The organism is Streptococcus sp. ELY_125 (genome assembly GCF_058314535.1).
The window spans coordinates 1-13,868 of record NZ_JBZFUM010000019.1; the positions used below are offsets into that span (position 1 = coordinate 1).

The following is a 13,868-nucleotide window of genomic DNA, read 5'->3' on the forward strand; positions in this document are numbered from 1 at the left end:
GAAGGCCTTTTTATTTTGACCAAATTCAAGTAAATACCTTAGTTATTGTCACCTCAGGCCATATTTTTCTAGAGAATTTTTAAAAAAAGACAAACTCCCAAAAAGAAGTTTGTCTTCGGTCTGAACAGGTCTACTAGACCTGTTTAACCTACCTCCGCACAGCTCCAAAGGTCTGGGAGACCTTTGGAGGTTGGAGATAAGATGAACCGCGTTCATCACATAAGGTCTGGGAGACCTTTGGAGGTTGGAAATAAGATGACCTAACGTTCATAGAATTGGCTATCCAACCAACCACTGCGCCTAGCAAATAAAATTGACCAAATAAATAAGGCTGAGAACTTTTGTCTCAACCTCTTTTTTGGTTGACAAAAATCTGTAACGAATTATAATAGAGCTTGTAATATTTCTATAGTACAATATTTGAAGTGTAAAATTAACTTGGTCAAATTCTTAAAAGTCTGAGGGAAAAACTATGACTATGTTGACTGGCTTTAATGAGACTATAGGGGTGATTGATCTGCAGTAGACACTGTTTTATCTGCAAATGGATTGCCCTTGTATTGTTATAGATTTAGCATCAAAAGGAGACTGTTATGATTGAATTCCAGCATGTATCAAAAGTATATGGTGATAAAGAAGCATTGGGTGACTTGAACTTGACCATCAATAATGGCGAAATTTTTGGTCTAATCGGCCATAATGGAGCGGGAAAAACAACGACAATCAGTATTTTAACCTCTATTATTGAAGCAAGTTATGGTGATGTCCTAGTAGATGGGCAGCTTTTGTCGGCAAACCGTGATGCTATCAAGCGTAAGATTGCCTATGTTCCAGATTCACCGGATATCTTTCTCAACCTCTCGGCCAAGGAATACTGGCATTTTTTAGGTAAAGTCTATGGATTGGAGTATGCTCAGGTAGAAGAGAGAATTGCTGAATTAGCGCAGTTATTTGACTTGACTGAGCAGCAAAATGATATTATTGATAGCTTTTCACACGGTATGCGTCAGAAGGTCATTGTTATAGGGGCTCTGGTTGTTCGTCCGGAGATTTGGATTTTAGATGAGCCTCTGACAGGTCTCGATCCGCAGGCATCTTTTGATCTTAAAGAGATGATGAAAAAGCATGCGACTGATGGGAAGACAGTCCTCTTTTCAACCCATGTCTTGCAGGTAGCTGAACAGCTGTGCGATCGTATCGGCATTCTTAAGCAGGGTAAGCTTATCTTTGTTGGAACCTTGGATGAACTCAAAGCTAACCATCCCGATAAGAATTTGGAGACGATTTATTTAGAGATGGCTGGCCGTCATACAGAAGAGGAGGAATAGGGATGTCTTGGTCAACAATATGGGAACTGATAAAAATCAATATTCTTTATTCTAATCCGCAATCTATGACCCAGATTAAAAAGAAGCGGGAGAAAAATCCAAATAAAACTTACTCTTCTTACAAAACGGTAATTCGCCAGCAGTTGCTTTTGATAGTAGTTTTTACTTTTATTTTTCTTCTCAATTTTGCGACGGTCAATTTCAAGGGCTATCCGGGCCTTTTTAGCCAATATGTAGCTTCCTTTTTTGTCATGGCTGTTTTCTATGGCTTTTCAGCTATGTATTCCATCTTTTATGACAGCAAGGATTTGGTGCTCTATGCGCCGTTGCCTATCAGACAATCCGAGATTTATGTTGCCAAGGTTATCTCGTCATTGGGCATGGGAGGTATGTTTTTGGTGCCTATGCTGGCCTTGTTTGGCATTGCCTATTGGGAAATAATAGGTCCCTTGGGGATTATTTTAGCCTTATGTAATTTTTTACTTTTATTTGCTAGCTGTATCACTCTTTCTCTTGTTATCAATCATTTGATAGGACGTTTAGCTGTTCGAAGTGCTCGCCGCAAACTCTTTTCGAGCCTACTAATGGTTATTACAACGGTTGGTTGGCTGGCCATCTGGATTTTTCTAAACTTTAGCTCAACTCATTACGAGGTAGGCTCTAGTCGATCGGACAGTTCCTTGTGGCCATATTTTCGGGGATTTTATGATATTGCTGTCCGGCCATTCAGTTTGGAGAGCCTTTTAAATTTTTATCTGCCAATCGTGTTGGTCTTGCTTTTGCTCTTAGGTCTTGTCAAGGTAATGGTTCCGCGCTTTTATCAGGAAACTCTCTATAGCGGTGCTATTCAGGCTTCCAGTCGCAAGAAAAAAGCTTATCAGGATCGTAGTCTGACCAAACTGCTTGTGAGGCATCATTTAGCTACCTTGCAAAATGGTCCTTTAATTATCCAGACTTATCTTTTGCCCCTGCTCTATCCTCTTATGCTACTAGTTCCGATGCTGATTAGTGGCAAGGGGCCTCTGCGTCATATCCCTCTGACTTTTTTTGGCGTTGTTTGGCTGGCTGGAATGATTATGGGCTTGATGTCAGTCAATCCCACAAGTTTTATAGGAGTTGCTCTGTCTTTGGAAAAGGAAGATTATTTTATGTTTAGGGCTCTGCCTTTAAATTTCAAGGCTTTTGCTAGGCAAAAGTATTTGGTTCTGGCAGCCGTGCAAGTCTGCCTGCCAGCTTTCGTCCTCCTTGTTGTTAGTTTGTTAGCTGGTCTTTCTCCAGGGCTATTGCTCAGTTTTCTTGCGGCTTACCTCCTGACAGCTTTTGTTGCGGGACAAATTTTTTACAGCAGGGATTACAGGTTACTGGTCTTGAACTGGCAAGACATCACCCAGCTTTTTCAGCGTGGAGGCGGACAGATTTTGGTTGCTGCCTTGATTTTTGGTGCTATACTGCTAGGTATTCCTTTGGTAATTATAGCTTATATCCTAGCACAGTACACCAATCCAGCCATCGTTAGTCTGATATTGGTTATTATTGGTTTAGGCCTGCTGGGAATTGTACAGTTGATTATGAATCATAGATTTTGGAAAAACTTAACTTAGTTTATTAAAAAATAAAGAGAAGCCTTGGTTCAGGGCTTCTTTTTGGCTTTTTCTATCACTTGTCGAGACTACCAATCTTTTTCAAAAAATATTTTCTAAGGTAACTATTAATTTAGAGGAAGGCTTTGATTTTCTTGGTGTATGAGAGGGGGTGGCGTGCTCGATATGTGAGATTTGTGGATGAATGGACTGAAGCCACTATGTCAGACAACAAAAGATTATTGGGGCACATCTGTGTAATTTATGGTAAAATAAAAGTTATGACAAATGAATTTCATCATGTGACGGTACTCCTTCATGAAGCCGTAGATATGTTAGATATTAAACCTGACGGGATTTATGTCGATGCAACCTTGGGTGGCGCTGGACACAGTTCTTACTTGCTGTCAAAGTTAAGCTCCAAGGGACATCTCTACTGTTTTGATCAGGACCAAAAGGCAATTAATCATGCTAAAACCAGTCTGAAAGAGTACACTGAGAAGGGCATGGTGACTTTCATCAAAGATAATTTCCGTCATTTAAAAACTCGCTTAAATCAGCAAGGGGTGGAAGAAATTGACGGAATTTTATATGACCTAGGGGTTTCCAGTCCTCAACTTGACGAGCGTGAGCGTGGCTTTTCCTATAAGAAGGCAGCGCCTCTGGACATGCGGATGAATCAGGAAGCCAGTCTCACAGCTTATGATGTGGTTAATACCTATGATTATCGAGAGCTGGTGCGAATCTTTTTTCGATATGGTGAAGATAAATTCTCTAAACAAGTTGCCCGTAAGATTGAACAAGCGCGTGCAATCAAGCCCGTAGAGACCACGACTGAGCTGGCTGAGGTGATTAGATCAGCCAAACCAGCTAAGGAACTGAAAAAAAAGGGACATCCGGCCAAGCAAATTTTTCAGGCCATTCGCATTGAGGTCAATGATGAGCTGGGGGCGGCTGAAGAGTCACTTCAAGCGGCACTAGAACTCTTGAGTGTTGGTGGAAGAATTTCAGTGATTACTTTCCATTCTTTAGAAGATCGTCTGACTAAGCAGCTTTTTAAAGAGGCGGCGACGGTAGACGTCCCTAAGGGACTGCCCTTTATTCCGGATGACTTGCAGCCCACTGTCGAGTTGGTTAATCGCAAGCCTATTTTACCGTCAAAGGCAGAGATGACTGATAATAATCGTGCGCATTCGGCTAAGCTACGAGTTGCTCAAAAAATTCGAAAGTAGAGAGATAAATATGGCTAATAACAATCAGGAAGAAAGGGCTGTCAAAGAGGCTTTTCAGCGGCGTTTTCGTAAATTTTCCCGTCTAGAGGTTGCTTTTTACGGCTCTATCATTTTGACAGCTGTTTTGATGGCAGTGGGGATTATTTATTTGCAAAGCCGCAATCTCCAAGTCAAACAGCAGATCACTGAAATCAACAGTCAGATTAGTGATGCTGAAACTGATTTAAATAATGCCAAACAGGAAGTTAATGAATTGACCCGTTCAGAGCGGATTTCAGAGATTGCACAAAAGGCAGGTCTGACTATTGATAATTCTAATCTTGGGAATGTTGGGAGTAACGAATAGGACATGAAAAATCTGATCAATCGATTTCTGTCTTTTGTAACCAGGGATCGCCGTGGCCCTAGGGCTAATCGTGAGCGTGTCGGTCAAAATTTGATGATTACGACAGTTTTCATCTTTTTTGTCTTTATTATTAATTTTGCCATTATTATTGGAACGGATCGAAAGTTTGGTGTCGACCTGTCCAAAAAGGCTAGGGATGTCTACCAGATGACAGTGACGAAGGCAGCTAAACGCGGGACTATCTATGACCGTAATGGCAATGTCATTGCCGAAAATTCGACGACCTATACGGTCTATGCTATTATTGATAAGAAATATGTCTCGGCTTCTGATGAAAAGCTTTATGTCCAAGACGATAAATTTGATGCTTTGGCTGACATATTGAATCAGCAGATTGGCATTGATAAAGACTATGTTGAAAAGCAACTGAATCAGAAAGATCTTACTCAGGTCTATTTTGGTTCCAAGGGAAGTAATCTTTCCTACAGTACTATGAAAGCTATCCAAGATGAGGCTAAAAAAGCAGGTATTAAAGGAATTGATTTTGATTCTAGTGCCAGTCGCCTTTACCCGAATGGAACTTTCGCTTCGGAGTTCATTGGAATTGCACAGGGCCATAATGGTAATAAAGGTGACGCGACCTTGGTAGGAACCACTGGTCTGGAAGCTTCGATGAATGATATTTTGTCAGGGACAGATGGCAAGGTTACCTATGAAAAGGACGAGAATGGTAATATCTTGTTTGGAACTGGTAAAAATGTTAAAAAGACAGTCGATGGGCGTGATGTTTATACAACGCTGGACGCTACCTTGCAAAACTATCTAGAAACCCAGATGAATACCTTTATGGATGAGGTTGGACATGCGACTGATGCCGGTGCGACTTTGGTCAATGCTGAGACTGGTGAGATCTTAGCGACTACTCAGCGCCCCACTTATAATGCAGATACTCTACAGGGAATGAGTAAAGATGAGGGGTATAATTGGCTTAACTTGCTCTATGGTACTAACTATGAGCCAGGCTCGACGATGAAGGTTATGCTATTGGCTTCGGCGCTCAATGAAGGAGCATTCAATCCTAATCAAACCTATTATAATGGTGATGGAATTACTATCGCTGATACAACTATTAATGACTGGGCTGTCAATAATGGAACATCAGCTGGTCAGACCATGACCTTAGCACAAGGCTTTTCTTACTCCTCTAACGTTGGTATGACAATTTTGGAGCAGCAATTAGGAAATTCAACCTGGGGAAGTTATCTTTCTAAGTTCCGTTTTGGTCTACCGACACGGTTTGGAATGGCTGATGAGGAGTCAGGTTCTGTTTCATTGAATAATGAGGTGACAGCAGCTATGTCGGCCTTTGGTCAAGGGGTTTCGGTAACTGAAACCCAGATGCTACGGGCTTTTTCGGCAGTGGCTAATGATGGGGTCATGTTAGAGCCGCGTTTTATCAGTCAAATTTATAATTCGGATAACAATACTAGTCGAGTTGGTTCAACTGAAGTTGTTGGGAATCCTGTATCCGCTGAGGCTGCTAGTCAAACACGTGATTATATGGTTAATGTTGGAACGGATCCAGACTATGGTACGCTTTATTCAGCTACAACTGGCGGACCGGTGATTAAGGTCGGTGATTATCCTGTAGCTGTGAAATCAGGTACCGCTCAATATGCTGCTGAAAACGGTGGTTATGAACAAGGGGAATTTAGTTATATTTACTCCGTTGTAGCCATGGTGCCATCGGATAATCCTAAATTTATCATGTATGTTACCCTGAAAAAGCCAGAAAGATTTAGCGCAGTTTACTGGGCAGATGTGGTGAATCCAGTATTAGAACAGGCCATGCTTATGCAGGACGAATTAGCTTCTCCATCAATGACTTCTCAAGCCCCTAAAGAAACGGGTTATAAAATTCCCAATTTCAACGGCAAAAATGCTGGTGATGCAGCAGTGACCCTGAGGCAGAACCTTGTCCATGTTGTGTCATTAGGAACGGGCAGCAAGGTCAAGAAGACCTCGGCAAGTACTGGCGCCAGCCTTGATGCCGGCAGTCAGGTGCTTATTTTGACTGATAAGATTAAGGAACTGCCCGATATGTATGGTTGGACTAAAGAAAATGTAAAAACCTTTGCCGACTGGATGGGGATCAAGGTGTCCTTTAAAGGCTCAGATTCGGGCACAGTGACTCAGCAGAACATTGATACTGGAACTAAGCTAAAAAAAGTTAAAAAATTAACCATTACACTAGGAGACTAATATGTTAACCATTTTATTAGCAGGCCTTATCGCTTTTGTCTTGACAGTGATTGCCATGCCCTTCTTTATTAAATTTTATCAAGCCAAGAAGATTGCCGGTCAGCAGATGCATGAGGATGTTAAGCAGCATTTAGCTAAGGCTGGAACCCCGACTATGGGTGGAACGGTTTTTATCGTGACAGCGACACTGGTCACCCTGTGTTTTTCAAGTATCAGTCCCTTTAAGGAAGCTCCCTTTGGGGCGACAGTTGGTATTCTATCAGTAGTTGTTATCTATGGTATTATCGGTTTTTTAGACGATTTTTTGAAGATCTTTAAAAAAATTAATGAGGGACTAACTCCTTGGCAAAAGATGGCCTTACAAATTATTGCTGGTTTGATTTTCTATTTCGTTCATGTCCGTCCGAGCGGTACGAATGCTATCAATATTTTTGGTTATCACCTCCATGTTGGTATCCTCTACTTAGCTTTTGTTCTCTTTTGGGTTGTTGGCTTCTCTAATGCAGTCAACCTCACTGACGGTATTGATGGTTTAGCTTCCGTATCGGTTGCTATCAGTTTAGCAGCGTATGGTGTAGTTGCTTATGTCCAAAGACAGCCGGATATTCTTCTCCTAATTGTGGTTATGATTGGAGCCTTAATTGGTTTCTTCGTTTTCAATCATAAGCCGGCCAAGGTCTTTATGGGAGATGTAGGCAGTTTGGCCCTCGGCGCTATGCTGGCATCTATTTCTATCGCTTTGCGTCAAGAGTGGACCCTGTTGTTGATCGGTTTTGTTTATGTATTTGAAACCGCCTCTGTGATGTTGCAAGTAGCTTATTTCAAATACACTAAGAAGAAATACGGTGAAGGCCGCCGAATTTTTCGTATGACTCCGTTCCATCATCATCTAGAGCTTGGCGGTCTTTCTGGCAAGTCAGGTCAGTGGAGTGAATGGAAGGTTGATGCCTTCTTATGGAGTGTTGGTGCCTGCTTCAGTCTAGCAGCCCTTTTGATCTGGCTGGTGATTAAATGATATCAGAGATTTGTTATATAACTGCAGTTTATTACTGGAGTGAGTTGCTGAGCTAAAATCAAATTTTTGTTTTAGATAGTATGAAATCCTTGCTTGCAATTATTGATTTCATGCTATTTTTTTGCTATGAATTTTATTTTTAAGATGGAGGATAGATAAAATATTACAAAAAAATGACAAAATTACAATTATATATTGAAAACGTTTTCCCTTATTGTTATAATAAACCTAGATATTGACCTAGAATACTAATGGAGGCATATCTTAGTAAGAAAGGAGATTAATCCATGAAAAGGAATTCAATTTGGAATGAAAGACAGCGCTTTTCCATTCGTAAATATTCCTTTGGTACGGCCTCGGTCCTAATCGGTATCAGTTTATTCTTCGGCGGCCAAGTACTGGCCGATGAACAAGCAGTGCCAGCGGGCCAGCCACAAGACCAAACGGTTCAAACGCTTGCTACTGATCAGCCGGTTCAAAATGGGAATAACGCACTCTCTCCGGAAGCAGTCGGTGGCACTGCAGTCCTTTCGGACAAGGCCCCTGTGTCTCAGCAAGCCGGTCAGGATTCAGCTCAGGCTACGGCAGAAACATCTGATGTGACCCCAACAGATGCTAGGACAAGTGCTGCTGTGGCTTCAGCTATGGTTGACACTGCTACTCAGACGGATGCCGCACTCGATAAAGTTGAAACACAATCGACGGTTCAAATGGTTAGTGTCACCCCTCAACAGAGTGAAAGTCCAGCACCGGCTCAAGCAAGTTCAGTAGTGAGTAGGGCATCTGTGGTAACAACGGTTCAAGCAGTTAGCAAGGATATCCCAAGTTCGGGTTATTATACCTATCCAGAGCGTACAGAAGTCAAGAATAGTCCGTCTGCCAGCGCACCCATCGCCTTTTACGCCAATGCCGGTGACCGTGTTTACTATGACCAAGTGCTCACTCAAGATGGCTATCAATGGCTGAGCTACAAGTCTTACAGCGGCATTCGCCGTTATGCCAATATTGCTAAGCTAGAGGTTAAGGAAGTTCCGGCACCTAAGACAGACAATCAGTCAGCAGGAGACAGCGAAACTACTTTTTCAACCCTGCAGCGCTACACCTTCGATCGGGAAGTCGCGGTTAAAAACGAAGCCAGGGCAGCCGCTAAGACAGAGTTCACCTTTACCAAAGGAGAAGGGGTTAACTATGATAAGGAACTCAAGGCCGATGGCTACAAGTGGATTTCCTATGTCTCCTACAGCGGTATCCGCCGCTATGTCATGCTGGACAAGCTGTCTAATTCTCAGCCATCAGAATCCAAACTGACCGGACAAATCAGTGTTGAGAACCAAACTAACCAAGGCTTTGATGTCAGGATTTCCAAAGTTTCAGACAGCAAGGGTATCCTAGCCGTCAAGGTGCCTATCTGGACGGATCAAAATGACCAAGATGATATCATCTGGTATGACGGTGTTAAACAGGGAGATGGCACTTACAAGGTAGCGGTCAAACTGTCCGACCATAAGAATGAAACCGGCATCTACAATATCCACCTGTATTATGTTGAAACTGACGGAGCTATGAAAGGAGTCGCTGCTCAACAACTCAAAGTGGCTGAACCCCAAGTTACCAGAACTGGTACTCTCTCCTTTAGTAACAAGGCTAACGGGGACTTCGATGTCATCGTTTCAAATGTTTTCGACAGCCAAGGGCTTAAGGCGATTAAGCTTCCCGTCTGGACAGATAGGAACGACCAAGATGATATCATCTGGTATGATGGCGTTAAACAAGCAGATGGGACCTACAAGATCACCGTCAGAGTGTCCGACCATAAAAATGAGACCGGGCTCTACAATATCCATCTCTATTACCTAGAAAATGATGGCAAGCTGGTCGGCATAACAGGTCAGCAACATCAGCCAGAAGCTAAGAATATGGACAAACAAGTGACTGGGACCCTTGCTATTCAAAATCAGACTCCCGATGGTTTTGATGTCCTGATTACCGATGTGTCGAACAGCAAGGGTATTTTAGCGGTCAAGGTTCCTGTTTGGACCAGTAATCGAGACCAGGATGATATTGTCTGGTATACAGCAGATAAACAGGCCGACAATAGTTATAAGGTGACTGTAAAATTGTCAGAACATCAGTATGAGACAGGTACCTATATGATTCATCTATACTATGTTGACAGTAATAATCAATTGGTCGGTGTCACCGGAACAACGTATGAGGTGCCAGCTAGTGAGAATAAGGAGCAGGTAATGGTAACCAGTACCTATAAGGGAACTGGAAATTACCTGATCACGGCTCACAATGTTCCCAGTGATGGTGATATACTAGTGGCTATTTGGTCGGATACCCATGATCAGGATGATATCATTTGGTATGAGATGAACCGTTCCAACCTAGAGGCTTCCTTGCAAGTCAATACTCAAAACCACAGTGGTACCGGCACCTATCATGCCCATGTTTATCAACGGCTTGGAGATAAGATGACTGTTTTGGTCGGTTATGATTTCCAAGTTGATAAGTCCAACTATGATACACCTTATTACAATCAAAGAGATGGCCGCTGGTCTGGTCTGAAATATGGCCGCGGTTATCTTGGCCCAACAGGCTGCGTTCCAACCGACTTAGCAATGGTCATCAGCTCACTCAAGGGCCAAGAGATTACCCCGAACCAAGTGGCTGACTACCTTTACAGCAGTACCAATGAATTCAACAAGAATTTTGACGGAACCAGTGGTCAGGGGATCCTACAAGCTGCTAGCCATTGGGGTCTGGTTGCGACACCTCTGGGAAGCTTAGGTCAGGTTCAAACAGCTCTATCGCAAGGCTATCATGTTCTGGCTGCTGTGCAGAGTAATGTCTTTGTCAGCAATGGTAGTCATGAGTTGGTCCTCAAGGGCTACAACAATGGCAGTACCCATGTATCTGATCCTTATACTTCTGGGCTTTCTGGTTGGTATTCAGTAAGTCAGCTTTGGAATGAACAAAGTCATGATCCGATTGATACTACTGGTATCGGTGCCCCGTTTATCAAGATTACAGATGCCTAGATTGTCAGGCTAAACGATATTCATCAACAGCAAAGAGCTTTGCTGCCCAGTCTTTTGAAAGATATCAGAAACAGGATTCTTTGCTAGTTGAGAGATAAGAAATGCTCGTCTTGTGAAAAAGATACGAGCATTTTTATTAGAAAAGAAGATGCAAAAAATTATTAGGAAAATATGGAGGCGAAGATGTGGTCTGAGCTGGGAGTCTATCTATATTCAGGTTCTTATGCTGAGTTCAATAAATCTTACACACCTGCCTTGTGATAGGAATATGCTATGACTAAAGCAATTAAAAGAGGAATCTCATCCTATAATATTATGTTAGGAGTGATAGGTAACTTTGATGGACAGACGAAGTACTAGAGTTTGAACAGAATTTTAATGGTGATGTTATACATAAATTTTCCAGTCTTATCATCCTAAATCATTCAAATATGGAGTAATAAAGAATTTTAAATTTCTCTTTGGTAGAAAGTAATTACTTCAAAATAAATTCACTCAATTATATTATGAGCTATATTCTAGATACTTTGTTACAGTACTTAGGCTTTTCTTCTGGTATAATGGGTTAAGCAAATAAGCAAAAGTAAGGTATAAAAAAGCTCGGGCAGAGTTAATGAGGTAAACATGAGTTTTAAAGATTATAATTTCAAGTCCTACATCAATCAGGCTTTGGAAGAAATAGGATTCAAAGAGCCGACAGAGGTTCAAACCAAGTTGATTCCTGTAGTTCGTTCGGGTCGGGATTTGGTCGGTGAATCAAAGACAGGGTCCGGAAAGACCCATACTTTTCTCCTGCCGATTTTTGACAAATTGGAAGAGACTGCCAGTAACGTTCAAGCAGTGATTACAGCGCCTAGTCGAGAGCTAGCAACTCAGATTTATGAAGCAGCTAAGCAGCTTGCTCAAGCGGCTCAACAAGATATTCGTCTGGCTAATTATGTGGGTGGTACAGATAAACTGCGCCAGATTGATAGGTTGACGACAGTTCAACCCCATATCGTAATCGGGACTCCAGGACGGATCTATGATCTGATTAAATCTGGACATTTGGATGTTCATAGAACTAAGACTTTTGTCGTTGATGAGGCTGATATGACTATGGATTTGGGCTTTTTGGATACGGTTGATAAGATTGCTGCCAGTCTGTCAAAGGATGTCCAATTTCTTGTCTTTTCGGCAACGATTCCGCAAAAATTACAGCCTTTTCTAAAGAAATATTTGGCTAACCCTGTTATTGAAAAAATCAAAAGCCAAACGGTTATCGCTGACAGTATTGAGAATTGGCTAATTTCTACTAAGGGGCGTGATAGGAATAGCCAAGTTTTGGCTGTCCTGAATGCCATTCGTCCCTACTTAGCTATGATCTTTGTCAATACGAAAGAACGTGCGGATGAACTTCATGCCTATCTAGTTGCGAACGGTCTGAAAGTGGCTAAAATTCATGGCGGTATCCCACCAAGAGAACGCAAGCGTATTATGAATCAAGTTAGGCGATTGGAATATGAATATATCGTTGCAACGGATTTAGCGGCTCGCGGCATTGATATTGAGGGGGTCAGCCATGTTATCAATGATGCTATACCGCAAGACTTATCTTTCTTTGTTCACCGGGTGGGCCGAACTGGTCGCAACGGTCTATCTGGAACAGCTATAACTCTCTATCAGCCTAGTGACGATTCGGACATAAGAGAATTGGAAAAGACAGGAATTGTTTTTCTACCGAAGGTGCTTAAAAATGGTGAATTTCAGGATACTTATGATCGTGACCGCCGTGTCAACCGCGAGAAGGGCTATCAAAAACTTGATACAGAGATGATTGGCCTGGTTAAGAAGAAGAAAAAGAAAGTTAAGCCAGGCTATAAGAAAAAAATTCAGTGGAAGGTTGATGAAAAGCGTAAACGCGAGCGCCGAGCAGCCGCAAGGGCTAAGGGACGTGCCCATCGCAAGGCTAAGAAGCAAGATTTTTAGTGAAAGGGTCAGAAAAAAGTGGTCGCTTTTTCTGATGATATGCCCTGCCTATCACCCGATAAAAATTTGCTATTATTCAAATAGTTGCTGGAATGGTAGACTGGTATTATATTAATAATGAGACGGGGAAACATTCTATGAAGTTTAAAAAAATATTGCTAGCCAGTCTGATTGTGGGAGCTAGTGTTCTGACGTTAGCAGCTTGCTCATCATCTAAGTCAAGCTCCACTAAGCAGGATATTATTGTGGCGACCGATTCGGATACAGCGCCTTTTACCTTTACTGGGGATGATAATAAGCAGACAGGCTACGATATTGAAGTTTTACAGACTGTCTTCAAGAATTCGGATAAATACAATTTAAAATTTGAAACGACTGAGTTTGATTCTATTTTACCGGGAATTGATTCGGATCGCTATCAAATTGCGGCTAATGACTTCAATTATAATGAGGATCGTGCTAAAAAGTATCATTTTTCTGATCCTGTCTCTGTCTCTAACTATGCGATTGTTACAAAATCTGGAACTAAATATGACCGGTTGGATCAGCTATCTGGAAAATCAACAGAAGCTCTAGCTGGTTCTAATTATGCTCAAACCCTAGAAGATTGGAATAAGAAGAATCCTGACAAGGAGCCGATCACCATTAATTATGTTTCGGGTCAAACCGGGTTTACATCACGTTTGCAGGATTTGGATCAAGGCAAGATTGATTTTATTTTCTATGATCAGATTTCTTCCTCCTATGCTGCTAAGGATCAGGGGTACGATTTTGAGGTGACTTCTTTGAAAGATAAGGTTGGCTCCAGCAAAGATGGTTTGGAATACTTCCTGTTTGCTAAGACTGATCAGGGTAAGGAGCTGCAATCATTTGTGAACAAGCGCCTGAAGGAACTTCAAAAAGATGGAACCCTAGTTAAGCTTAGTAAGAAATATTTTGGCGGAGATTATGTTTCTAGCCTGAAATGATAAAGATTACAGTTGAGGTGATCTTTAATGAAGTAGAAGATTTAGAGTAAGAGGCTGGGCAAAACTCGTCCAGTCTCCCTGTTTTTAAATAAAGTCTTAAGACAGTAATTGATAGCGACCAACCT

General features: G+C 41.9%; 9 protein-coding genes. All 9 read left to right on the forward strand.

The annotated features are described in order from the left end of the window. Positions 1 to 593 precede the first annotated feature (593 nt). The 9 genes from AC4HAL_RS08090 (at position 594) to AC4HAL_RS08130 (ending at position 13,743) form a co-directional block, all read left to right on the forward strand. Positions 594 to 1,328 carry an ABC transporter ATP-binding protein gene (locus AC4HAL_RS08090; protein ID WP_491093743.1) on the forward strand — a complete coding sequence of 245 codons (735 nt, stop codon included), beginning with the start codon at positions 594 to 596 and terminating at the stop codon, positions 1,326 to 1,328. 2 nt (positions 1,329 to 1,330) lie between these two features. Further along, a complete protein-coding gene (locus tag AC4HAL_RS08095) occupies positions 1,331 to 2,929 on the forward strand; it encodes a hypothetical protein (RefSeq protein ID WP_491093744.1) in 1,599 nt (532 codons plus the stop codon). A 260-nt stretch (positions 2,930 to 3,189) separates the two neighbouring features. Continuing rightward, positions 3,190 to 4,140 (forward strand): 16S rRNA (cytosine(1402)-N(4))-methyltransferase RsmH, encoded by a 951-nt coding sequence (gene rsmH, locus AC4HAL_RS08100; RefSeq protein ID WP_491093745.1) that lies wholly within the window; start codon positions 3,190 to 3,192, stop codon positions 4,138 to 4,140. A gap of 10 nt (positions 4,141 to 4,150) precedes the next feature. Further along, positions 4,151 to 4,486: a cell division protein FtsL gene (gene ftsL / locus AC4HAL_RS08105; protein WP_447451844.1), complete on the forward strand. Its 336-nt coding sequence runs from the start codon at positions 4,151 to 4,153 to the stop codon at positions 4,484 to 4,486. 3 nt (positions 4,487 to 4,489) lie between these two features. Beyond that, entirely contained in the window at positions 4,490 to 6,748 is a 2,259-nt protein-coding gene (gene pbp2x, locus AC4HAL_RS08110; protein ID WP_491093746.1) for a penicillin-binding protein PBP2X, read from the forward strand. Position 6,749: 1 nt separating this feature from the next. Beyond that, positions 6,750 to 7,763 (forward strand): phospho-N-acetylmuramoyl-pentapeptide-transferase, encoded by a 1,014-nt coding sequence (gene mraY, locus AC4HAL_RS08115; RefSeq protein ID WP_491093747.1) that lies wholly within the window; start codon positions 6,750 to 6,752, stop codon positions 7,761 to 7,763. A gap of 287 nt (positions 7,764 to 8,050) precedes the next feature. Continuing rightward, a complete protein-coding gene (locus AC4HAL_RS08120; RefSeq protein WP_491093748.1) occupies positions 8,051 to 10,807 on the forward strand; it encodes a GBS Bsp-like repeat-containing protein in 2,757 nt (918 codons plus the stop codon). A gap of 624 nt (positions 10,808 to 11,431) precedes the next feature. Continuing rightward, positions 11,432 to 12,775, forward strand: a complete 1,344-nt coding sequence (locus AC4HAL_RS08125) for a DEAD/DEAH box helicase (protein ID WP_491093749.1) — start codon at positions 11,432 to 11,434, stop codon at positions 12,773 to 12,775. 137 nt (positions 12,776 to 12,912) lie between these two features. Further along, a complete protein-coding gene (locus tag AC4HAL_RS08130) occupies positions 12,913 to 13,743 on the forward strand; it encodes a transporter substrate-binding domain-containing protein (RefSeq protein WP_491093750.1) in 831 nt (276 codons plus the stop codon). Positions 13,744 to 13,868 lie beyond the last annotated feature (125 nt).

Bases quoted from the DNA above. Each gene is read 5' to 3' on its own strand.
- rsmH (WP_491093745.1), top strand. From the start codon at position 3,190: ATGACAAATGAATTTCATCATGTGACGGTACTCCTTCATGAAGCCGTA.
- AC4HAL_RS08120 (WP_491093748.1), top strand. From the start codon at position 8,051: ATGAAAAGGAATTCAATTTGGAATGAAAGACAGCGCTTTTCCATTCGT.
- pbp2x (WP_491093746.1), top strand. From the start codon at position 4,490: ATGAAAAATCTGATCAATCGATTTCTGTCTTTTGTAACCAGGGATCGC.
- AC4HAL_RS08090 (WP_491093743.1), top strand. From the start codon at position 594: ATGATTGAATTCCAGCATGTATCAAAAGTATATGGTGATAAAGAAGCA.
- AC4HAL_RS08125 (WP_491093749.1), top strand. From the start codon at position 11,432: ATGAGTTTTAAAGATTATAATTTCAAGTCCTACATCAATCAGGCTTTG.
- ftsL (WP_447451844.1), top strand. From the start codon at position 4,151: ATGGCTAATAACAATCAGGAAGAAAGGGCTGTCAAAGAGGCTTTTCAG.
- AC4HAL_RS08130 (WP_491093750.1), top strand. From the start codon at position 12,913: ATGAAGTTTAAAAAAATATTGCTAGCCAGTCTGATTGTGGGAGCTAGT.
- mraY (WP_491093747.1), top strand. From the start codon at position 6,750: ATGTTAACCATTTTATTAGCAGGCCTTATCGCTTTTGTCTTGACAGTG.
- AC4HAL_RS08095 (WP_491093744.1), top strand. From the start codon at position 1,331: ATGTCTTGGTCAACAATATGGGAACTGATAAAAATCAATATTCTTTAT.